This is a genomic window from Mogibacterium kristiansenii, from assembly GCF_009695905.1.
GTDB lineage: Bacteria > Bacillota > Clostridia > Peptostreptococcales > Anaerovoracaceae > Mogibacterium_A > Mogibacterium_A kristiansenii.
In genome coordinates, this window is record NZ_VUNA01000008.1 from 31,165 (window position 1) to 52,076 (window position 20,912).

Below are 20,912 nucleotides of genomic sequence, written 5' to 3' on the forward strand. Positions count from 1 at the left end.
GAGGCAGAACATGAATAGGATTCTTGTTCCAATCGATGGATCGCCAAAGAGCCTGATTGCACTGGAGCACATTAAGACCACCTTCTCTCCGAAGGCTTTCGAAATCGTGCTGATGATGGTGCACGAGAACCTGATGATGATTACGGATAAGGAGGCCATCCAACAGATTCAGGATGAGCTGGATTCCCAGCTGGAAATCATCGCAAAGAATCTGGAGCGATATTCCGTCGTTCGAAAAACCGCCATCGGAAAACCGGGGCAGCGAATCGTGGAGTGTGCTCAGGAAATCGGCGCCAGCATGATCGTCATCATGAAATCCACGAAGGTGAACCACAGCAATACTATCGGCATGACCGCTTCCTATATTATCCGACATGCCGGATGCAACGTGCTGGTGGTGCAGGAACGGGCTCGAAATATGAAAGAAGAGTATCGGGGAATGATTTACCGGAACGTGGAGAGCACGGTGAATCTCCGCGGTGCGCTCAGCCTGAAGCAGAGCGAATGCCTGCTCCCGAGCGTAGAAGGAGATGTCATCTACCGGATTCATGTAACCCGGGGCCGGGTGCGGTTCCTTCATCGATCCTACAATCCGGAGACCCGGGAGTGGGATCTTCCGCCGGAGAACGGAGATGAAGAAGTCACCGATATCTCCACCGGCGAGACGATGGAAATACCGGTGAACGCCGGAAAAGGCGATGTCATTGACCGGATTCGCGTGGTGAACCGGAACATGAAATCGGAAGCGGTGTTCCATTACCAGATACGAAAAGATGACAGTAATTCCGCTCAGGAGGACCTGACGGAATGAAAAAAATTTGACAAAACGTCGATGTTTTGTTATTCTGAAATGAAACTATAGGAGGAAAAGACAATGAAAAGAATCAAGACAATTTCCACAAGAAACTTAGAGAAATCATCTGTTACCGGTGGTTGTGGCGAATGCCAGACTTCTTGCCAGTCTGCAAGTAAGACTTCTTGCAGCGTAGCAAATCAGCATTGCGAACAGTGCAAGGAAAATTAATTGTGAAGCGCTGCGGTTCGCAGCGCTTTTTGCTGACATTTAGGGCGGTCTGTCTCCTGACAGGTCGCTTTCGTCTATTTGCAGACTCATAGAATTGGAGTGAATTAAGAACATGGTACATCAGTACAAATTAGGTGGATACAACATTGTAATCGATGCCAACAGCGGATCCGTTCATTCGGTGGACGACGTGGCGTACGACATCATCGGCATGTACGAAAATGCGGATTTTGATGAAATCTGCAAGGAAATCCTGCCGAAATACGCTTCGGAAAATCTGACGGAGCAGGACATTCGGGATGTGATGGATGACCTGGAAGAGCTTCAGAAGGAGGGAACCCTCTTCTCCGAGGATATTTTCGAAGAGGCGGCGTCAAAGATTAAGAGAAAGCAATCGGTGCTGAAGGCCATTTGCCTGCACGTGGCCCACGGTTGCAACATGGATTGCCGCTACTGCTTTGCCGGAAAGGGCGATTACAGCGGAAAAGCGGGAATCATGCCACTGGAAGTGGGAAAGCAGGCGCTGGATTATCTGGTAGAGCAGTCCGGAAGCCGGAAGAATCTGGAAGTGGATTTTTTTGGCGGAGAACCGCTGCTGAACTGGGATGTCTGTAAAGAGCTGGTGGCGTACGGTCGCGAGCTGGAAAAGAAATACGACAAGAAATTTAATTTTACCCTCACCACAAACGGATTGCTGATCGATGATGAAGTCATCGATTTCTGCAACAAGGAGATGGGAAACGTGGTTCTGAGCCTGGACGGCCGGAAGGAAGTCCATGATTTCATGAGACATACACAATCCGGGGAAGGAACTTATGATAAAATTATCGAGAAGTTCAAGCGCCTGGCGGATGCCCGGAACCAGCAGAATTACTACATGCGGGGAACTTATACCGCTTACAACAAGGATTTTGCGAAGGACGTGCTTCACATGGCGGACATGGGCTTCAAGGAAACCAGCATCGAGCCGGTCGTCAGCGCTCCGGACGTGGACTACGCGCTCCACGAAGAGGATGTGCCGTTCCTCTGCGAGCAGTACGAAGAGCTGGCAGAAGGCATGCTGGAGCGGAAAAAGAAGGGGGAAGGCTTCAACTTCTACCATTACACCATCGACCTCACCGGCGGTCCGTGCATCTACAAGAGAGTGGCTGGCTGCGGAGTAGGAACGGAATATCAGGCGGTAACGCCGACGGGCGACCTGTATCCGTGCCACCAGTTCGTAGGCAACGACGAGATGCTCATGGGCAACGTATACGAAGGTGTCACCCATCCGGAAATCGTTGAAATGTTTCTGAAGGGAAATAACGTATATACCCGGGATAAATGTCGGGACTGCTTTGCGAAGCGGTACTGTGCCGGCGGATGTTCGGCCAACAACTATCATTCCAACGGGGATATCGATAAAGTATATGAACTGGGGTGTGAACTCCACCGTAAAAGAATCGAATGCGCGATTATGCTGAAGGTGGCCGAGCAGGAGCTGGGACTGGAGGAATAGTTCAGGTATCGTAATAGGAGGGAAGATTATGGAAAAAGTAATTCTGGCATCCAGAAACAAAGGAAAATTGAAAGAGATTCAGGCAATCCTGGAAAAGTTCGGCATGGAAACCATTTCCCGGGACGATGCGGGAATTCCGGAGTTTGAGGTGGAAGAGACCGGAACGACTTTCGAAGAAAACTCTCTTCTCAAGGCACAGGCAATCCTGGATGAGGCCCATACTATCACCATTGCGGATGACAGCGGGTTGGAAGTGGATGCGCTGGAGGGTGCTCCCGGAGTTTATTCCGCCCGTTTTGCGGGGGAGAACTGCACTTTCGAAGACAACAATCGAAAGCTTCTGAAGGAACTGGAAGGTGTTCCGGAGGAGAAACGGGGAGCGGCTTTCGTGTCCGTTATCACCATGCTTTTCCCGGATGGGAGAAAGCTGGTGGCTCGGGGGGAATGCAGAGGGACGATTCTGACAGAGATTCACGGAACGGAGGGATTCGGGTACGACCCGTTATTCCTCCCGGAAGGAGAGAATCGTTCTTTTGCGGAAATGGCACCGGAAGAGAAAAACCGGATCAGCCATCGAGCTCGAGCGCTGGAGAAACTTGAGGATATGATTCGTGAAAAATGTTCATGCTAAAGAGAGATTAACCAAAAAGAATCTTTTGAATATCACATTCCATGTATGGCGGCAGTTCGATGACCCGTATTACACCGGATTTGCGGCGCAGATTGCATACTTCTTTTTCATGGCGAGTATGCCGACGCTGATCGTGTTGTCCCAGGTGCTGGGTCTGTTCGACGTATCGCTGGATTTCATTAAGGTGTGGCTGGAGACCCATGTGAGCTCCAATGTGAACAGCCTGGTGATGGATTTGTTCAGTGCCACGTCGGTGCAGTTCACCAATACGGTCATGGTGATTGTCGCCCTCTGGTCTGCATCCAGCCTGGAGTTTTCGCTGGGGCGGCTGGAGAGTCATGTGCTGACCAACGGTACCTACCGGTTTGAATTCTGGACGGAGCGAATGAAAGCGATTCCGACGGCGATTATTTCGATTGCGGCCATCGCCTTTTCGCTGGCAATCTACGTATACGGTGAGAATATTATTCAAACGATCTTCCGCCACAGCCGGTTTACCGAATATTTGGTGGCATTGCGTTTGCCAATTGCGGCGGGACTTTTCTTCTTGATGATTCTCATGAATTATTATTTGCTTCCGCGAATTAAAGTTCCGATTCGCTGTCTGCTTCCCGGCGCGCTGTTTGCCTGGATCGGCATCATGATTGTGACAGCGGTATATTCTGTCTACAGCGATAAGATTGCCCACTACAACATCCTGTACGGAACCTTCGCCAACATCGTGGCGTTGATGCTGTGGTTTTATCTGATTTCCTGGGTGCTTTGCATCGGAATGATGTTCAACAAAGCCTGGGATGAAGTGATGAAACGGGATCGGCTGACGCTGACGAAGATGAGAGGATATCTGAAGGCACAGCTCAAAGGATCCAGTCAGAGCTATGAGAACTTTTTCGTGCGGCCGGATGATTTGCTTTACCCGGAACTGGATTCCGTTGCGGTGAAAATGAGCAAGCGGTATGTGGACGGTTTCGAAAAGGAAATCGAAAAGAAACAGCAGGAGATTCGAAGAAAACAGATCATCGATGCGAAAGCGGATGAGCTTTACACGGAGATGAAACAAAATATTGAAAGAAGAGACAGGGGATTCTTAGATGAGTGATTTAGAGAAGAAGCGGGATCGGATTCTGTTTATTATGAATCCGAAATCCGGAACTATGCAGGCATTCCGGTATTTAGCGGGAATGTTACAGATGTATTCTGATGCCGGTTTTTATACTTCGGTGCTGATGACCCAGGCAAGCGGGGATGCGAGAGAGTTTGCCATTCAGTATGCGTCGGAGGTGGAGACCATCGTAGTTTCCGGCGGAGACGGTACCTTGAATGAAGTGATTGACGGAGTGATTACGGCGGAAACCCCGGTGCGAATCGGATACATTCCATCGGGAAGTACCAATGACTTCGCATCCAGCGTGGGTCTGCCGAAGAGCATCATGGACGCGGCAGAAGTGGTTCTCACCGGAAAACCTCAGACCTTCGATGTGGGTTCTTTTAACGGAAGATACTTTTCTTACGTGGCTTCTTTTGGGGCATTCACCAGCACGTCATACAGCGTTCCCCAGAACCTGAAGAACATCATGGGCCATACGGCTTACGTGCTTCAGGGCATTCGGGATATCGTGAACATCAAGAAAATCCACGCAAAAATCGTTACGGATCATGGAACGCCAAATGAGGAGATTCACGAGGGGGATTATATATTCGGGGCGATTTGTAACTCTACTTCAGTGGGAGGTCTGCTGAAACTGGATACTTTCGATGTGGATATGAACGATGGAATGATGGAGGTGCTTCTGATTGAATCACCGGCGTCGCTCATCGAATTGAATGAAATGGTGCGGGCGCTGCTGGACGGCTCGTTGGATGCACCGAACATCCAATTCTTCAGTGCACGAGACATCGAGGTGGACATTGAGCCGGGTACTCACTGGACGTTGGACGGAGAATATGAGGAGGGCGCAGATCATGTGGAGATTCACACCCTTCAGAGTGCAATTGAACTGATTGTGTAGAGAATCGCGGAAATTCGCGATCTCCTGGCAAATCAAGAGAAAAACTCTGATAGATAGTTTTCTTGATAAATCCTGACGAAAAAAATGGGAACTCGCCGTGGCATGCCCCTGCCGCGGCGAGTTACTTTTTTGTCAAAAAGAGAGTTCTTCGCAAATATTTGTGAAGAACCGAAGGAACGTGTTGCATTATCTCGGCGGTCGGGCCGGCTTTCCCATTTTTTCCGCCCTGAAGTTCGCGCCCGGAAACCGAATTTATTGGGTTTGCGGGGAATCGAGCGCGAACTCTGGTGTCCGCCGGGCTGGCTTTTCCAAAAATCCAGGCCCGAGGTTCGCGCACGGAAACCGAAAACAATGGGCTTGCGGGGAATCGAGCGCGAACTGTGACGGCGACCGGGCCGCATTGTTCCTTTCTTCCGGCCCGAGGTTCGCGCTTGGAAACCGAAAACAATGGCTTTGCGGGGAATCGAGCGCGAACTGTGACGGCAACCGGACTTGATTTTTCAAAAATCCCGGCCCGAGGTTCGCGCCCGGAAACCGAAATTAATGGCTTTGTGGGGAGGCGAGCGCGAACTCTGACGGCGACCGGACATGATTTTTCAAAAATCTAGGCCCGAAGTTCGCGCCCGGAAACCGAAAATAATGGCTTTGCGGGGAGAAGAGCGCGAACTGTGGCGGTGACTGGGGCGGCTTGCCCCTTTCTCCAGGCCCGAAGTTCGCGCTTGGAAACCGAATTTATTGGGTTTCCGGGGAGTCGTACGCAAACCGTGGCGGCGACCGGACTTGTTTTTTCAAAAATCCCAGCGCTCGGTTTGCGCATCAAAACCGAAATCAAAGGGTTTCCGAGGAGTCGTACGCAAACCGTGGTGCCAGCCGGGCCGGAATTTTCAAAGTGCCCGGCGCACGGTTTGCGTATCAAAACGGAATTCAAAGGGTTTCCGGGGAGTCGTACGCAAACCGTGGCGGCTGCTAGCCTGCAGGCGTCCGGTTCCCGGTCCGCCTACACAAAAAGGCTGCTTCGCAACAGCGGAGCAGCCCTTTTTCTCTACTTGAATTATTAAAGTGGTTAATTACAGAACGCGAACCTTGATTACGCCATCTGCCTTGATGCCTGCCAGGCAATCCTTGCAAGCGTCTTCTTTAACCAGTGCCAGAGCGTATCCGTATTCGGTGCGGCTCTTGCCGATTTCAACCTTGACAACCTTGTCTGCGCCAACTGCTTCGTTCAGCAGTGCGGTTACGTCAACTTCGCCCTTGTACAGGATACCAACGCGAGTGGTTCCGGCTTCTGCATCCAGGGATACCGGCGGGAAGTTTACGGAGTTTCTGATGTTGCCGTTTTCGATGTAATCCATCAGTTCATCTACTGCCATGGATGCGCAGTTGTCTTCTGCTTCCTTGGTGGATGCGCCCAGGTGCGGAGTGGATACGATGCCCGGCTTGTTGATCAGGTTCTCGTCTGCCAGGTCGGTCATGTACTTTCTCAGCTTGCCGGATTCCAGAGCGGCAATGATATCTTCTTCTACAACCAGGTCCGGTCTTGCGTAGTTCAGAACGATGGCACCGTCCTTCATGTTTGCAATCAGATCTTTGTTAATCATGCCCTTTGTTGCCGGCAGGGACGGAACGTGGATGGAAACATAGTCACATACTTTTACCATCTCTGCAACGTCATCATACATTTTGCATGGTGCGGTCAGGAATGGGTGAACGACTACGGAGTTGCCGACAATGTTCATGCCCAGTGCGTGTGCTGCATTGGCAACTTTTGCACCGATGGCGCCCAGACCGATGATACCAAGAGTCTTGCCTTCGATTTCGGTTCCGGCGAACTGCTTCTTGCCCTTCTCAACCTGGCCGGAAACATCACCTTCCAGGGTGTTTGCCCAGCTGATTCCTTCGTACATGTTTCTGGAACCCATAATCAGACCGGCGATTACCAGCTCTTTAACTGCGTTGGAATTTGCGCCCGGTGTGTTGAATACAACGATGCCTTCATCGGCACAGCGATCCAGCGGAATGTTGTTAACGCCGGCGCCGGCACGACCGATTGCCAGCAGATTGTCGGAGAAATCCATTTCGTGCATCTTGTAGCTGCGGACTACGATTCCGTTTGCTTCGTTAATGTCCTCAGTGAGTGCGTACTGATCGGTAAGACGATCCAGACCTACCTTAGAGATGTTGTTCAGAGTACCAATTGAGTACTTCGCCATTGTGTTACCTCCTGTGATACAACCATTATTGTGTTCTATGATATTTAATGAGAAAACTCTCTCATTACATGCTAGTATATCATTATTGAACTTTACTTTCAATTGCGAAAGAGTTATAATTCTTGTACATGAATCTATATTTAATTAACTGGAGGTAAATACCAATGGGCTATCGTGCAATTAATTTCTCTGCAGGTCCGTCTACCCTTCCTGAAGAGGTACTGAAGAAGGCAGCTGCTGAGATGCTGAACTATGAAGGAACCGGCGAATCCGTAATGGAGATGAGCCACAGATCTGCGGAATTCCAGAAGATTATCGATGATGCGGAGCAGAATCTGAGAGATTTGATGAACATTCCGGATGACTACTATGTACTGTTCCTGCAGGGCGGCGGTACACTGCAGTTCTCCATGGTTCCGATTAACCTGCTGACCAATTCCAAGAAGGCAGACTATATCATTACCGGTAACTGGGCGAAGAAAGCATATGAAGAAGCTCAGAAGTTCGGTGATATTCGTGCACTGGCAAGTTCGGCAGACAAGAACTTCTCTTACATTCCGAAGTTCAAGAAGGAAGATATCCGTGAAGATGTAGATTACGTATACGTATGCTATAACAACACCATTTACGGAACACACTACAACGAAGTTCCGGATGTAGGAGATCATCTGCTGGTAGCAGATATGTCTTCCTGCGTTCTGTCCGAAGAAATCGACGTTACCAAGTTCGGTCTGATTTATGCAGGCGCACAGAAAAACGTTGCTCCGGCAGGTGTAACAATCGTTATCGTTCGGAAGGATCTGGTAGGACATGCACCGGAGAACACTCCGATTTATTTGGACTATGCAATTCATGCAAAGAAGGGTTCTATGTACAATACCCCTCCTTGCTATTCAATCTACATGGCCGGCGAAGTATTCAAGTATCTGAAGAGTATCGGCGGAGTTAAGGAAATGCATGAGAGAGACGTTCGCAAGGCAGGTAAGCTGTATGATTACCTGGATCACAGCGAAATGTTCACACCGACCGTTGCAAAGGAAGACCGTTCACTGATGAACGTTACCTTCGTAACCGGAGATCCGGAACTGGACAAGAAGTTCGTCGCCGGCGCAAGAGAGCGCGGCATGCTCAACCTGGCCGGACACAGAACAACCGGTGGTATGAGAGCCAGCATCTATAATGCGATGCCGGAAGAAGGCGTGGATGCACTGATTGCATACATGAAAGAATTCGAAGATGAGAACAAATAGGGCAAACACCCGGACTCAAAAATCGAATAATATCGGAAAGAGCGTGATGGTGGTCATTTTGTCGGCACTGATGGTGTTGATTGGGGTGACCACCCTCTTTTTAGATGAAACGTTTGCGGAATCTAAGCCGGAGATCGGGGCGGATTCTGCTTTTGTGGTGTCCGCATCTACGGGGCAGACTGTGTATCGGCTGCATACGGACCGAAAGCTGTCGCCGGGCGGTTTTACCAAAATCATGGCGGCCATGGTGGTGCTGGATCGCATGCACGACCGAGCAGAGCTTCGGAATCGGATTACCGTTACCCGGGATGTGGCATCGAAGGGGAAGCTCTTCAAGAAGGGCGACCAAATTACCGTCCGAGATCTTCTGGCGGCTATGCTGGTAGCGGATTCCGATGAGGCGGCCGTGGCTCTGGCGGTGTACTCTGCCGAGAACGTGCCGGCGTTCGTGGAAGCGATGAATACCAAAGCGCAGGAGCTGGAGCTGGAGAACACCCACTACACCACGGTGACCGGCAAATATGACACCCTTCAGTATACCACCACGGAGGATATGGGATATCTGGTTCAGGCGGCGTTTAAGTATTCCCTGATTGAGAAATACCTTACGACGGAGGCCTGCACCACGACGGCGGTGGGCAAGACCGCATCGAAAACCCTGCGCCATTCCGATACCTTCCGGTACTCCGGTTTGGTGGCGACCAAAGCGGTGGAGAGCGGCACATCAAAGCATTCGGTGAATTCTTTTGCGTACGCGGAGCAGGACGGCATGAAGCTGATTTCCGTGATTTTTGGAACCGCTGCTAAAGAAAAGGATGCGCAACAGAAACAGCTTCTGGATTACAGCTATGGGAAGGTCGCTCGCCATGCGGTTCGGAAGGCCGGGGCCAAGGTGGGTAAAATCAAAATTCGCCACGGCGCAAGTACCCGGGTTCCGGTATATACGAAAAGCAAAGCGTACGCCTACGTCCCAAAGGAAGGGAGCGACAGCCTGATTCGCACCCAGACCATCATCTACGACAAGCTGGAAGCGCCGGTAAAAGCCGGAACGAAGGCGGGAGAACTTCAGGTCTACGTTGCGGATGAACTGACCGGCACCGTGGATCTGGTGGTAAAAGAAGACGTGAAAACCGGATGGTTTCCGTCCTATCTGTATATTTCCAACGGGCTGACGATTTTGATTGCTGCGGTGCTGCTGTGCCTGCTGTACTTCGTGCTCCGCATTCGGCGAATTCGGAGACGGAAACGGTTGCTGGCAGAACGCCGGCGAAAGCAGAAAATCCGGGAAATTGCCCTGCGAGAATACGAAATTGAAGAGGATCGGAAAAGAAGAAACTGGACCTATCGGTAGAGAACCGAGGGAGTGTGCAGGAGGGAAAAGAGATGTTTGACATCAACGAAGAATTGAAAAAACTCCCCACCTGTCCGGGCGTCTATATGCACAAGGATCGCCTGGGGACGGTAATCTATGTGGGAAAAGCCGTAAATCTGCGAAACCGGGTTCGGCAATACTTCCGGAATTCTTCTCAGCACAGTCCGAAGGTTCGGTCCATGGTGTCCAACATTGCGGAATTCGACTATATCACCTGCGGCACGGAGATGGAAGCGCTGATTCTGGAATGCAACCTGATCAAGAAATACATGCCGAAGTACAACATCCTCCTGAAGGATGATAAGACCTATCCCTACATCGAAGTGACCATGAGCGAAGAGTTCCCCCGGGTAATCCGCACTCGGGAGGTCAAGCGGGATGAGAATCGGTATTTTGGGCCCTATTCCGATAGCACCGCTGTGTGGCGAATTCTGAAAATGATTGATGAAATGTACCCCCTGAAGAAATGCAGTACCCTGCATTTTCCGGAAAACACCCGCCCCTGCCTGAATTATTTTATCGGAAAGTGCAAGGGCATCTGCGTGGGAAAAGCGGACCGGGAGGAATACCTGGAGATGATCCGGGACATTCTGGGCATTCTGGGCGGAAGGGATGCGGGGGTCATCCGGAAGCTGGAAAGAAAGATGATGGAAGCGTCGGATGCTTTGAAGTATGAGGAGGCGGCGAAATACCGGGACTACATTCGGGCGCTGCGGTCCCTCAGCGAGAAGCAGCGGGCCACCATGGTGCGGGAACACGATATCGATATCCTGATTCCGATTCGGACCCACCGCAATCAGATTGTGGCGCAGTACCGGGTGCGGGAAGGCAAGATGATCGGCCGGGAAATCATCTATATGAACGACGAGACGGAATCCACCCGGGAGGAGCTGCTCAGCGCTTTTCTGAAGCAGTATTACCTGTCTACATCCCGGATTCCCAAAGAGGTGATTGTGCCGGTGCATCCGGAAGAAGAGGACCTGATTTCCGAACTTTTGAACCACATCGATGAGATGAACGCGAAAGCGGGAACGGATGTGCCCCACAAAACCCGGCTGTACATACCGGAGCGAGGGGAGAAAAAGGCCATCCTGGACATGACCCTGGCGGACTCGGTGGAGCTGGCCCGTTCCCTGGACGAGAGAGCCAATCGAGACGAGGAACGAAAGAAAAATCTGCGGCAGAAGATTTCGGAGCTGATTCGCCGAGCGGCGGAAATCGATGGGACGATTCCCCGGCTGCTGGAGGAGGACGATGAAGAGGAGTATCGGGTGGAAGCCTACGATATCTCCAATATGAACGGCCTGGATACGGTGGGCGCCATGGTGGTGTACGAGGGCAGCCGACCGGTGCGGAACGATTACCGAAAGTTCCGGATTCGAACTGCCGAGGGCGACGACTACGGCAGTCTGCAGGAAGTGATGTACCGGAGGCTAAAGCGGGCCCGAGAAGGGGATCCGGGTTTCAGCCGGTATCCGGATATCATGTTCATCGATGGAGGACTGGGACAGGTGCATGCGGTAAAAGCAGTGATGGATGCGTTCCGGTTAACGATTCCGGTGGTGGGCTTGGCAAAAGACGATGCCCATCGAACCCGCGCGGTCGTGTTCACCGACGGAAGTGAAATCGATTTGAAGTCGGAACCTCTGCTGTTCAGCTATGCGGGAAACATTCAGGAAGAAGTGCACCGTTTCGCCATTACCTTCCATCGAGGTACGCGAGGAAAGAAGATGACACACTCCGTGCTGGAAGAAATTCCGAAAATCGGGCCGAAGCGGCGGAAGGCACTGATGGAGAAATTCCGCAGCATCGATGCGATTCGAAAGGCTTCCTACGAAGAATTGATGGAAACGGAAGGGATGAATTCCCAGGCGGCAGAAAGTGTTTTGGAATTCTTTCAGCAATAACTTGCTATTTAAAGATATTCATGGTATATTTTGAATTACGATTTATCTCTCCGGAAGGAAGGTGGATCGGGAAATTACATTTATGTTGAAGGTAAGGAGAGTAGCGAAATGGCGGAAGATCAGAACAAAGAGCTGCTGGAAGAAGAAACTGAAGATGATTTCATCACACTGGAATTTGATGACGGTACAGTAGTGGAGTGCTACATTACAGGTGTATTCGATCTGAACGGAAAGGAATACATTGCACTGGAGCCGGATGATGGCACCGATGATGTATATATTTACGGATATAAGGACAACGGTGACGACACGTTCGATTTGGTTGAAATCGAGAGTGAAGAGGAGTTCGGCGCAGCGGTTGAGGAATTCGATCGTCTGATGATGCAGTAATGAAATAAGGCTTTTGCGCCGTTTCAAAGCGGCGCAAAAAACTTTTTTAAAAAAGGGGTTTACAAGCCACCCTAAAGTGTGTATAATAACTATTGTGAGTTGTGAAAGAAACAACTCAGAAAAATAAATCTGCGGATGTGGCGGAATTGGCAGACGCGCACGGTTCAGGTCCGTGTGACCACAAATCATGTGGGTTCGAGTCCCACCATCCGCACCAAGAAAAGCGATATTCTGCGGAATATCGCTTTTTACTTTTATCGGAGGAAAATAAGAAATAAATGGATAACAGACCGATTGGTTTTTTTGACTCCGGACTGGGCGGCCTTACCAGCGTATCTGCACTGCAGAGCCGGCTGCCGAAAGAACGGGTGATATATTATGGGGACACGGCGAGAACCCCTTACGGATCCAAGTCCCCGGAGACAATTCGAAAGTTCGCTTCCCAGATTGTGGACTATCTGGTGAGCAAGGATGTGAAAATGGTGGTGATTGCCTGCAACACCGTGACTTCCCTGGCGTTGGATGATTTGCGGCAGCAGCACCCGGAACTGCCGATTATCGGCGTCATCGAACCGACGGTTCGGAAGGTGGTGCAGAGCCACTGTCCGAATGTGGGAATCATCGCTACCAAAGCGACCATTCAGAGTGATGTCTATGCGCGGCTGCTGCACAACCTGGATCCGTCCATTCGGACCAGCAGCCTGGCTTGCCCGGCGTTCGTGCCGCTGATTGAAGAAGGCATCATCGACAACGAAATTATGGATTTGACCATCCGCTACTACATGGACGATTTCGTTCGGGAAAACGGATTTAATCATCTGATTCTGGGATGCACCCATTATCCGATGATTGCGGATAATCTGAAGCGAATCTACCCCAACATGAATCTGATCAGCTCTTCCGAAGCGGTCATCGATGAGGTGGAGGAGGTGCTGGCGGCTCGGGATCAGTTTGCCGAGCAGCGGACCGAGGAGGACCGGTTCTATGCCAGTGACCTGTCGGATAACTTTATCCGGATGACGGATCGGCTGACAGAGGGAAAAAATTCCAGGATAAAACTGAAAAAAATGGAAGAATAAGGGGGATTATCCCCAAAAAAGTCATTTTATGGAATGGATGTGTGCAAGATTGAGCCCTATCCATTGACAATAATGGCTTTTTTATGTAGAATTACTTGATATTGTTGATATTTTGCCGCGATGCGGCCAGTGGGAGATAATATGGAAACAGAATACAAGTATCGTCTGGATGATGCATCTTTGATTCAGGAGATTATCGACGATCCCATGCTGGATGAATATGTAGACCGGGATTCCTTGGAGAAGATTCGGATGCATGCCGTGTATTTTGATACGGACGACATGGATTTGAGACAATCCGGAATTGCGTATCGAATTCGATATGAGAACGATCGGATTACAGCAACGATTAAGTGGGATAATCACGTGGAGAATGGACGTCATTCCAGAGAAGAATTTAATCTAGTCATAACGGATGAGCGTTTCGCAGAGCATCCGAACATTGAAGCATTTGAGTCCAGTGATGCGTATGATGTGTTGCTGAAGGCAGCCGGTCATAAGGAGCTTCACAAGAAGGTGGAAATGGATTTCACCCGGAAGCTGATTAAGGTGGACACCGGCAATTCCATCAGTGCGCTTTCCTTCGACGAGGGCGTGATTCACGGATTGAACGGAGACAAGGACGTATTGGAGATGGAGCTGGAATGGTACTACGGAAATTCGGAAGATTTCCGGGACATTGCAGAATCTCTGGCAGAGAAATATTCTCTGGAGCCGGAAAACATCTCGAAGCTGCAAAGAGGATTTTTACCGGACGACGAGCCGGAAAAATAAAACAAATTAAGTTCGTTTTTCAGGAGGAATATTAATGAAAACTACTTTTATCGCAAAAGAAGGCAACGATGCAAAGTTTACTATGGTTTTTACCGGTGAAGAGTTCGAAAATGCTGTAGTGAATGCTTATAAGAACAACAAGGATCGCTTCGAAATCAAGGGCTTCCGTAAGGGAAAGGCTCCGAGAAAGATGATCGAGAACACCTATGGCGAAGATATCTTCTACGATGAAGCGCTGAACGACCTGCTGCAGAGCGGTTATCCGGCAGCTCTGAACGAGTTGGAGCTGGAAGTTATCGATCAGCCGAAACTGAACCTGGGCGAGCTGAAGAAGGGCGAAGATGTTGAAATCACCGCAACCGTTGCTTGCTTCCCGGAAGTTGAAGCAAAGGATTACTTCGGTCTGGAAGTAGAGAAGATCGAGCACGAAGTAACCGATGAGGATATCCAGAAAGAACTGGAGAGAGTTCAGAAGGCTCATTCCAGCATGGAAACCGTAACCGACCGCAAGACGGAAGAGGGAGATACCGTTGTTCTGGACTTTGACGGTTCCGTAGACGGCGTTCACTTTGACGGCGGCAAGGCAGAGAACTTCGACCTGAAGCTGGGTTCCGGACAGTTCATCCCGGGTTTTGAAGATCAGCTGGTTGGAAAAGAAGCCGGTGAGGAAGTAGACGTTCACGTTACTTTCCCGGAAGGTTATCAGGCAGAGGATCTGGCAGGCAAGGAAGCGCTCTTTGAATGCAAGATTAACGAGATTAAGAGAGAGGTTCTGCCGGAAATTAACGATGAGCTGGCAAGCGATGTCAGCGAGTTCGAGACTCTGGAAGAGTATAAGAACTCCATCCGTGAGAGAATGCAGAAAGAGGATGACGAGAGAGCAGACAGCATCATGAAGGACAGCATGGTTCAGAAGCTGATCGACGTGAACAGCGTAGACACTCCGGCATCCATGGTAGAATCCGAAATCGACACCATGATTCAGGGAATGAAGCAGCAGCTGGCATACCAGGGACTGTCTCTGGAGCAGTATCAGAAGTTCACCGGAATGGATATGGCTGCAATGAGAGACCAGGCTCGTATGGACGCAGAGAAGAGAGTTGCATCCAGAATCCTGCTGAAGGCCGTAATCCGTCAGGAGAATATCGAAGCAACCGAAGAGGACATCGATAAGGAAATGGCAGATTTCGCTGCTCAGTACGGACAGTCTGTAGAAGATGTGAAGAAGATGATCGGAAACGACCTGCACTACTTCGAAGAGGATGTTAAGATGAAGAAGGCCATCGACATGATGTTCGAGAAGGCAAATTTTGTTGCTGCTAAGGCAAAGGAAGAAGAATAATCTATGAATACAATTCCAGTAGTTGTTGAACAGACCGGAAACGGCGAGCGCAGTTACGATATTTATTCCAGACTGCTGAAGGATCGAATCATTTTCATCGACCAGCAGGTGGACGAGCACCTGGCCAGCATTGTGGTGGCGCAGCTCTTGTTCCTGGAAGCGGAAGACCCGGAAAAGGATATTAATATCTACATCAACTCTCCGGGCGGAATGGTGACGGCCGGCTTGGCGATTCTGGATACCATGAATTACGTAAAACCGGATATTTCCACCATCTGTGTGGGCCTGGCTGCCAGCATGGGGGCCGTTCTGCTTTCGGCGGGAACCAAAGGGAAACGATATGCTCTGCCCAATGCGGAGATTATGATTCATCAGCCGCTGGGGGGCGCACAGGGCCAAGCTTCCGATATTAAGATTCAGGCCGATTGGATGATGAAAACCAAGGAACGTCTGAACCATATTCTTGCTGAAAATACGGGAAAAGATCTTTCCATTATCGAGCGGGATACCGATAGAGATAATTTCATGTACGCAGATGAAGCGGTGGAATACGGACTGATCGATCGGGTATTGAAGAAGTAATAGAGGAGAATCTGTGAGTAAAAAGAACGAAAACAATGAGCTGGTCTGCTCCTTTTGCGGGAAGACCAGCTCGCAAGTCAAGAAAATTATCGTGGGACCGGATGTAGCAATCTGCAACGAGTGCATCGAGCTGTGCGAATCCCTTCTGGATGAGAAAGAGTTCGTGGAACCGAAGCACATGGAGGAACTTCCGAAGCCAAAGGATATTGCGGATTTCCTGAGCGACTACGTCATCGAACAGGATGAGGCGAAGAAAAATCTGGCCGTTGCGGTGTACAATCACTACAAAAGAATCCGCCATTTGGAGGAGAATGCCGGCGATGAGAAGAACAACGTGGAAATCCAGAAGAGCAACATTCTGATGCTGGGACCGACGGGAAGCGGTAAAACGCTTCTGGCACAGACTCTGGCAAAAATTCTGGATGTTCCGTTTGCCATTGTGGATGCCACTGCATTGACGGAAGCCGGATATGTGGGCGAAGACGTAGAGAACATTCTGCTGAGACTGTACCAGGCGGCAGACGGCGACCTGGAACGGGCACAGAAGGGCATCATCTACGTGGATGAAATCGACAAGATTGCCCGGAAATCCGAGAACATGTCCATCACCCGTGACGTTAGCGGAGAAGGCGTTCAGCAGGCATTGCTGAAAATCATCGAAGGAACCGTTGCCAACGTTCCGCCGCAAGGCGGCCGGAAGCATCCGCTGCAGGAGTTCATCCATTTCGATACGAAGGATGTGCTGTTTATCTGCGGAGGTGCTTTTACCGGATTGTCCACCATCATCAAACGTCGGTTGGGCAATAAGGTCATCGGCTTCAATTCCGATGAGGATCGGGTGGACCTGACGGAGGACCATGAGATTCTGCTGAAGGTGGAACCGGAAGACTTGCTCCGTTTCGGACTGATTCCGGAGCTGATCGGTCGTCTTCCGATGATCGTATCCCTTCGGGAACTGACGGAAGAGGCATTGGTTCGAATTATGCGGGAGCCGAAGAATTCCTTGATTCGCCAGTATCAGGAGCTGTTCCGTATGGACGGCGTAGAGCTGGAAATCGAGGACGATGCGGTGAATGCCATTGCCAACAAGGCCATTCAGCTGCATACGGGAGCCAGAGGTCTGCGGGGAATCTTCGAGAAGATGATGACGGACATCATGTTCGAATTGCCTTCTCGGGATGATGTGACCAAGTGCATTATCACGAAGGATACCGTGGAGAACGGTGCGGAACCGGTATTAGAGACAAAATAGCGCTGAAGACGGTGCGAAATAAGAAAACATCAGGCGGCAGGGTTATTTCTTGCCGCCTGTTCTGTATAGATAAAGGGAGGCGCAGATGGAGAGAGAAAATAGAACGCACATTCCTTACATTGCACTTCGGGGAAAGGCTTTTTTCCCGGATACTTTGGTAGGATTTGATGTGGGTCGGGATAAGTCGCTGAAATCCATTGAAATTGCAATGAACCGGGAGCGTCTGGTGGCGGTGTCCGCCCAGCGAAACCCGGAAGTAAACGATCCGTCCGGAGAGGATTGCTACCTTACCGGTGTGCTGATTCGAATTAAGCAGATTGTTCGCCGCACGGATTACGTTCGGGTGCTGGCGGAATGCGGTCAACGGATCCGATTGGAGAATATTTACGAGGAGAACGGTGCGCTGTTCTGCGATTACGTGCAAGCGGAGGATTTGCCGGCAGATGATGAGGAGGAATTGGAAGCATACGTACGGGCGGTAAAAGAAGCCTTCATTCAGTATGCCAAAGTCCTTCATCCCGGAAGTACGGCGGAAGCCCGCGCCATGGTAGAGGACGTGGAGGATCCGGCGGTGCTCACCAACATCATCGCTGAGGATCTGGATGTTTCCTTTGATGAAAAACAAGCACTGCTGGAAATCGATTACATTCCCGGCCGGCTGGAACAGCTGATTGAACTTCTGAATGGCGAAACGAGAATCGCGATGTTGTCTCAGAAGATTCAAACCAAGGTCATGAAGAATATGGATCGAAGCCAGCAGGAGTATTACCTTCGGGAACAGATTAAGGTAATGCAGGACGAACTGGGACGGGAAACCGGCGAGGATGACGATGCGACTCAGTGGCTGAAGAAGCTGGATGAGCTGCAGTTGGAAGAAAAGACGGATGCGAAGATCCGAAAGGAAATCCAGCGTTTTGCCAAAATGCCGGCCATGAGTCCGGATGCCAACGTGAGCCGGACCTATATCGAAACGATTCTGGAGCTTCCGTGGCACGAGGCCAGCAAGACCAACATCAATATCAAACGAGCAGAAAAGATTCTGAACGAGGATCATTACGGACTGGAGAAGGTGAAGGAAAGAATCCTGGAACATTTGGCGGTGATGCACCTGACCAAATCCATTCAGGGGCCGATTCTCTGCCTGGTAGGGCCGCCGGGCGTGGGAAAGACGTCCATCGCCCGTTCCATCGCCAGAGCGACCAACCGGGAGTTCATTCGAATGTCCCTAGGCGGCGTTCGGGACGAAGCGGAAATTCGGGGACACCGTCGCACTTACGTGGGTGCCATTCCCGGACGAATCATCAACAGCATCAGCGAGGTGGGGACCAACAATCCGCTGTTCCTGCTGGATGAGGTGGATAAGCTGGGAAATGATTTCCGGGGTGATCCGGCATCTGCACTGCTGGAGGTGCTGGATCCGGAACAGAACAAGGACTTTACGGATCACTATCTGGAAATCCCGTTCGATCTGTCCAATGTGATGTTCATCACCACGGCCAACACCACACAGACCATTCCGAGACCGCTTCTGGACCGGATGGAGGTGATTGAACTTTCCAGTTATATTGAAGAGGAGAAGGTTCGAATTGCTGAGGATTATTTGGTTCCAAAGGTTCTGAAGTCCTATGCGATCCGGAAGAACCAGCTCACCTTCTCGGAATCCGCAATACGGGAAATCATCCGGTACTACACCCGGGAGTCCGGCGTGCGGAATCTGGAACGGCAGATTGCATCCGTATGCAGAAAAGTTGCAAAGCGAATTGTAACGGAAAAGAAAAACAAGTATACTGTAAATAAGAGGAATCTCGAAAATTATCTGGGAGCGAAGATTTTCCGGGAAGATTTGATGAATCTGGAACCGGGAATCGGCGTCACCACCGGCATGGCCTGGACGGCAGTGGGCGGTGTGACCCTGCAGATTGAAAGCGTGCGGATGCCGGGAAGCGGTCATCTGATTCTCACGGGACAGCTGGGAGATGTGATGAAGGAATCCGCGCAGACCGCCATGGGATACATCAAGTCCCTGTCGGAAAAGTACGGTCTGGACGCATCTGTTTTTAAGGATAACGATATTCAGATTCACATTCCGGAGGGTGCCACCCCGAAGGACGGTCCGTCGGCCGGCGTGACCATGTGCACGGCGCTGTTCTCCCTGCTGTCCGGAAAGAAGGCACGGCGGGATATCGCCATGACGGGAGAGATTACCTTGCAAGGCAATATCCTTCCGGTGGGCGGAATCAAGGAGAAGGTGCTGGCTGCGTACCGGCAAGGGATTCGCAAAATCCTCCTGCCAAAGGATAACGCGGCGGACATCGAAGAAATTCCGAAATCCGTGCGCAGCCGATTGGAATTCGTCTTGCTGGAGAAAGCAGAGGAGGCGTTCCGAGAGGTGCTGATTTCGGAGGAAAGCGAGAAAGAGAACTAGGATGAGAATCACAAAATCAGAATTGGAAGCGGTTGCGGTAAAACCGGCACAGTATCCGGAAGCGAACCGCTATGAAATTGCCTTTGCGGGCCGGTCCAACGTGGGGAAATCCTCCCTGCTGAATCTTCTCACCGGCCGGAAGGCCCTTGCCAGGGTCAGCGGAAGTCCGGGAAAGACGCGTACCATCAACTTCTATTTGGTGAACGATGATTTCCGGATTGTGGACCTGCCGGGGTACGGGTATGCCAAGCTCTCCCGTTCCGAAACGGAGAAGTGGGGCGCCATGATGGAGGCGTATCTCAGCAAGAGACCGGGTCTTCTGAAGGTGGTGCAGCTGGTGGATATTCGCCACGAGCCGTCGGCGCAGGATGTGCAGATGTACGATTACCTTCGGTACTACGGTCTGGACGGCGTGGTTGTGGCCACGAAGGCGGATAAGATTTCCAAGAACCAGCAGCAGAAATCCATCCGGCAGATTCGGCAGAAGCTGAATATGAAAAAAGAAGATGCAGTAATTCCGGTGTCGGCGCTGAAGCGCACCGGACAGGAGGAGCTGCTGGATGTCATTGAGTCGATTTTAAACAAGGAGAGATCGGAAGATGAGCACAAATGATCATGTAATCGGAAAAATTCTCTTCACGGAGGCGGAAATCCGGAAGAGAGCGGAAGAGCTGGGTGAAGAAATCAGCAATGAATTCAAGGGCGAAGAGCTGGTGGTCATCGGCACATTGAAGGGATCCATTCCGTGGCTGTGCGACCTCATGAAGTGCCTGGATCTGGACACCGTCATCGACTTTGTAAAGGCCAGCAGCTACGGTTCCAGCACCACCACCTCCGGTGTGGTGAAGATTTCCATGGATACGGAACTGAACCTGTACAACAAGAACGTACTGGTGGTGGAAGATATCGTGGATACGGGAACCACCCTCAAGTACCTGCTGGAGAAGCTGAACGAGCGCCATCCGAAAACCCTGAAGGTATGCACCATGCTGGACAAGCCGTCCCGGAGAACCGCTGATTTCCATGCGGATTACATCGGCTTCCAGGTGGAAGACCTGTTCGTCATCGGCTACGGCCTGGATTACGACCAGAAGTACCGAAACCTGCCGTACATCAGCTATCTTCAGAACGAAGGAAAATAAACAATAATTCCAGACAACCTTGCAA

Annotated in this window: 19 protein-coding genes and 1 tRNA gene; 19 read left to right on the forward strand and 1 reads right to left on the reverse strand. The window is 50.7% G+C overall.

Going from position 1 to position 20,912, the window contains the following annotated elements; all coding sequences use genetic code 11:
- Positions 1 to 10 precede the first annotated feature (10 nt).
- The 6 genes from FYJ65_RS05135 to FYJ65_RS05160 all read left to right on the forward strand — a co-directional run bounded on the left by FYJ65_RS05135 (position 11) and on the right by FYJ65_RS05160 (position 5,162).
- Positions 11 to 811 (forward strand): universal stress protein, encoded by an 801-nt coding sequence (locus FYJ65_RS05135; RefSeq protein ID WP_154554287.1) that lies wholly within the window; start codon positions 11 to 13, stop codon positions 809 to 811.
- A gap of 63 nt (positions 812 to 874) precedes the next feature.
- On the forward strand, positions 875 to 1,024 hold the full coding sequence (gene scfA / locus FYJ65_RS05140; RefSeq protein ID WP_154554288.1) for a six-cysteine ranthipeptide SCIFF: 150 nt from the start codon (positions 875 to 877) through the stop codon (positions 1,022 to 1,024).
- Positions 1,025 to 1,136: 112 nt separating this feature from the next.
- Positions 1,137 to 2,522: a thioether cross-link-forming SCIFF peptide maturase gene (gene scfB / locus FYJ65_RS05145; RefSeq protein ID WP_154554289.1), complete on the forward strand. Its 1,386-nt coding sequence runs from the start codon at positions 1,137 to 1,139 to the stop codon at positions 2,520 to 2,522.
- 28 nt (positions 2,523 to 2,550) lie between these two features.
- Positions 2,551 to 3,153 carry an XTP/dITP diphosphatase gene (locus tag FYJ65_RS05150; RefSeq protein ID WP_154554290.1) on the forward strand — a complete coding sequence of 201 codons (603 nt, stop codon included), beginning with the start codon at positions 2,551 to 2,553 and terminating at the stop codon, positions 3,151 to 3,153.
- A 25-nt stretch (positions 3,154 to 3,178) separates the two neighbouring features.
- The gene (locus FYJ65_RS05155; protein WP_154554291.1) at positions 3,179 to 4,252 is read left to right on the forward strand and encodes a YihY/virulence factor BrkB family protein; all 1,074 of its coding nucleotides are present in this window, start codon (positions 3,179 to 3,181) and stop codon (positions 4,250 to 4,252) included.
- On the forward strand, positions 4,245 to 5,162 hold the full coding sequence (locus FYJ65_RS05160) for a diacylglycerol/lipid kinase family protein (RefSeq protein WP_154554292.1): 918 nt from the start codon (positions 4,245 to 4,247) through the stop codon (positions 5,160 to 5,162). Before FYJ65_RS05155 ends, FYJ65_RS05160 begins: the two co-directional genes overlap by 8 nt.
- A gap of 1,067 nt (positions 5,163 to 6,229) precedes the next feature.
- Here FYJ65_RS05160 and FYJ65_RS05170 read toward each other — a convergent pair.
- Positions 6,230 to 7,372 (reverse strand): 3-phosphoglycerate dehydrogenase, encoded by a 1,143-nt coding sequence (locus tag FYJ65_RS05170; RefSeq protein WP_154554294.1) that lies wholly within the window; start codon positions 7,370 to 7,372, stop codon positions 6,230 to 6,232.
- Between the two features lie 164 nt (positions 7,373 to 7,536).
- Between FYJ65_RS05170 and serC the strand changes: the two genes are divergently transcribed.
- The 13 genes from serC (at position 7,537) to hpt (ending at position 20,887) form a co-directional block, all read left to right on the forward strand.
- Positions 7,537 to 8,622, forward strand: a complete 1,086-nt coding sequence (gene serC, locus FYJ65_RS05175; protein WP_154554295.1) for a 3-phosphoserine/phosphohydroxythreonine transaminase — start codon at positions 7,537 to 7,539, stop codon at positions 8,620 to 8,622.
- Complete coding sequence (locus tag FYJ65_RS05180; protein WP_154554296.1) at positions 8,609 to 9,973, forward strand: D-alanyl-D-alanine carboxypeptidase family protein; 1,365 nt, start codon at positions 8,609 to 8,611, stop codon at positions 9,971 to 9,973. Before serC ends, FYJ65_RS05180 begins: the two co-directional genes overlap by 14 nt.
- Positions 9,974 to 10,005: 32 nt before the next feature.
- On the forward strand, positions 10,006 to 11,901 hold the full coding sequence (gene uvrC / locus FYJ65_RS05185; protein ID WP_154554297.1) for an excinuclease ABC subunit UvrC: 1,896 nt from the start codon (positions 10,006 to 10,008) through the stop codon (positions 11,899 to 11,901).
- Positions 11,902 to 12,009: 108 nt separating this feature from the next.
- Positions 12,010 to 12,291 (forward strand): DUF1292 domain-containing protein, encoded by a 282-nt coding sequence (locus tag FYJ65_RS05190; RefSeq protein ID WP_154554298.1) that lies wholly within the window; start codon positions 12,010 to 12,012, stop codon positions 12,289 to 12,291.
- A gap of 131 nt (positions 12,292 to 12,422) precedes the next feature.
- A tRNA-Leu gene (locus FYJ65_RS05195) sits at positions 12,423 to 12,508 on the forward strand.
- Positions 12,509 to 12,569: 61 nt separating this feature from the next.
- Positions 12,570 to 13,370 (forward strand): glutamate racemase, encoded by an 801-nt coding sequence (gene murI / locus FYJ65_RS05200; RefSeq protein WP_154554299.1) that lies wholly within the window; start codon positions 12,570 to 12,572, stop codon positions 13,368 to 13,370.
- Between the two features lie 141 nt (positions 13,371 to 13,511).
- On the forward strand, positions 13,512 to 14,144 hold the full coding sequence (locus FYJ65_RS05205; RefSeq protein WP_206157315.1) for a CYTH domain-containing protein: 633 nt from the start codon (positions 13,512 to 13,514) through the stop codon (positions 14,142 to 14,144).
- 34 nt (positions 14,145 to 14,178) lie between these two features.
- Entirely contained in the window at positions 14,179 to 15,486 is a 1,308-nt protein-coding gene (tig, locus tag FYJ65_RS05210; RefSeq protein ID WP_154554301.1) for a trigger factor, read from the forward strand.
- A 3-nt stretch (positions 15,487 to 15,489) separates the two neighbouring features.
- Positions 15,490 to 16,068 carry an ATP-dependent Clp endopeptidase proteolytic subunit ClpP gene (gene clpP, locus FYJ65_RS05215; protein ID WP_154554302.1) on the forward strand — a complete coding sequence of 193 codons (579 nt, stop codon included), beginning with the start codon at positions 15,490 to 15,492 and terminating at the stop codon, positions 16,066 to 16,068.
- A gap of 13 nt (positions 16,069 to 16,081) precedes the next feature.
- Positions 16,082 to 17,320, forward strand: coding sequence for an ATP-dependent Clp protease ATP-binding subunit ClpX (gene clpX / locus FYJ65_RS05220; protein WP_328603039.1), 1,239 nt, complete (start codon positions 16,082 to 16,084; stop codon positions 17,318 to 17,320).
- Positions 17,321 to 17,405: 85 nt separating this feature from the next.
- Positions 17,406 to 19,745, forward strand: coding sequence for an endopeptidase La (lon, locus tag FYJ65_RS05225; protein WP_154554303.1), 2,340 nt, complete (start codon positions 17,406 to 17,408; stop codon positions 19,743 to 19,745).
- A gap of 1 nt (position 19,746) precedes the next feature.
- On the forward strand, positions 19,747 to 20,358 hold the full coding sequence (gene yihA, locus FYJ65_RS05230; RefSeq protein ID WP_154554304.1) for a ribosome biogenesis GTP-binding protein YihA/YsxC: 612 nt from the start codon (positions 19,747 to 19,749) through the stop codon (positions 20,356 to 20,358).
- Positions 20,345 to 20,887, forward strand: a complete 543-nt coding sequence (hpt, locus tag FYJ65_RS05235; RefSeq protein WP_154554305.1) for a hypoxanthine phosphoribosyltransferase — start codon at positions 20,345 to 20,347, stop codon at positions 20,885 to 20,887. Before yihA ends, hpt begins: the two co-directional genes overlap by 14 nt.
- Positions 20,888 to 20,912 lie beyond the last annotated feature (25 nt).

Excerpts from the sequence above, each read along its gene's own strand:
- yihA (WP_154554304.1), top strand. The coding sequence starts at position 19,747 with ATGAGAATCACAAAATCAGAATTGGAAGCGGTTGCGGTAAAACCGGCA.
- FYJ65_RS05170 (WP_154554294.1), bottom strand. The coding sequence starts at position 7,372 with ATGGCGAAGTACTCAATTGGTACTCTGAACAACATCTCTAAGGTAGGT.
- serC (WP_154554295.1), top strand. The coding sequence starts at position 7,537 with ATGGGCTATCGTGCAATTAATTTCTCTGCAGGTCCGTCTACCCTTCCT.
- tig (WP_154554301.1), top strand. The coding sequence starts at position 14,179 with ATGAAAACTACTTTTATCGCAAAAGAAGGCAACGATGCAAAGTTTACT.
- FYJ65_RS05135 (WP_154554287.1), top strand. The coding sequence starts at position 11 with ATGAATAGGATTCTTGTTCCAATCGATGGATCGCCAAAGAGCCTGATT.
- murI (WP_154554299.1), top strand. The coding sequence starts at position 12,570 with ATGGATAACAGACCGATTGGTTTTTTTGACTCCGGACTGGGCGGCCTT.
- scfA (WP_154554288.1), top strand. The coding sequence starts at position 875 with ATGAAAAGAATCAAGACAATTTCCACAAGAAACTTAGAGAAATCATCT.
- hpt (WP_154554305.1), top strand. The coding sequence starts at position 20,345 with ATGAGCACAAATGATCATGTAATCGGAAAAATTCTCTTCACGGAGGCG.
- scfB (WP_154554289.1), top strand. The coding sequence starts at position 1,137 with ATGGTACATCAGTACAAATTAGGTGGATACAACATTGTAATCGATGCC.
- clpP (WP_154554302.1), top strand. The coding sequence starts at position 15,490 with ATGAATACAATTCCAGTAGTTGTTGAACAGACCGGAAACGGCGAGCGC.
- FYJ65_RS05190 (WP_154554298.1), top strand. The coding sequence starts at position 12,010 with ATGGCGGAAGATCAGAACAAAGAGCTGCTGGAAGAAGAAACTGAAGAT.
- FYJ65_RS05180 (WP_154554296.1), top strand. The coding sequence starts at position 8,609 with ATGAGAACAAATAGGGCAAACACCCGGACTCAAAAATCGAATAATATC.
- uvrC (WP_154554297.1), top strand. The coding sequence starts at position 10,006 with ATGTTTGACATCAACGAAGAATTGAAAAAACTCCCCACCTGTCCGGGC.
- FYJ65_RS05150 (WP_154554290.1), top strand. The coding sequence starts at position 2,551 with ATGGAAAAAGTAATTCTGGCATCCAGAAACAAAGGAAAATTGAAAGAG.
- FYJ65_RS05160 (WP_154554292.1), top strand. The coding sequence starts at position 4,245 with ATGAGTGATTTAGAGAAGAAGCGGGATCGGATTCTGTTTATTATGAAT.
- FYJ65_RS05205 (WP_206157315.1), top strand. The coding sequence starts at position 13,512 with ATGGAAACAGAATACAAGTATCGTCTGGATGATGCATCTTTGATTCAG.
- lon (WP_154554303.1), top strand. The coding sequence starts at position 17,406 with ATGGAGAGAGAAAATAGAACGCACATTCCTTACATTGCACTTCGGGGA.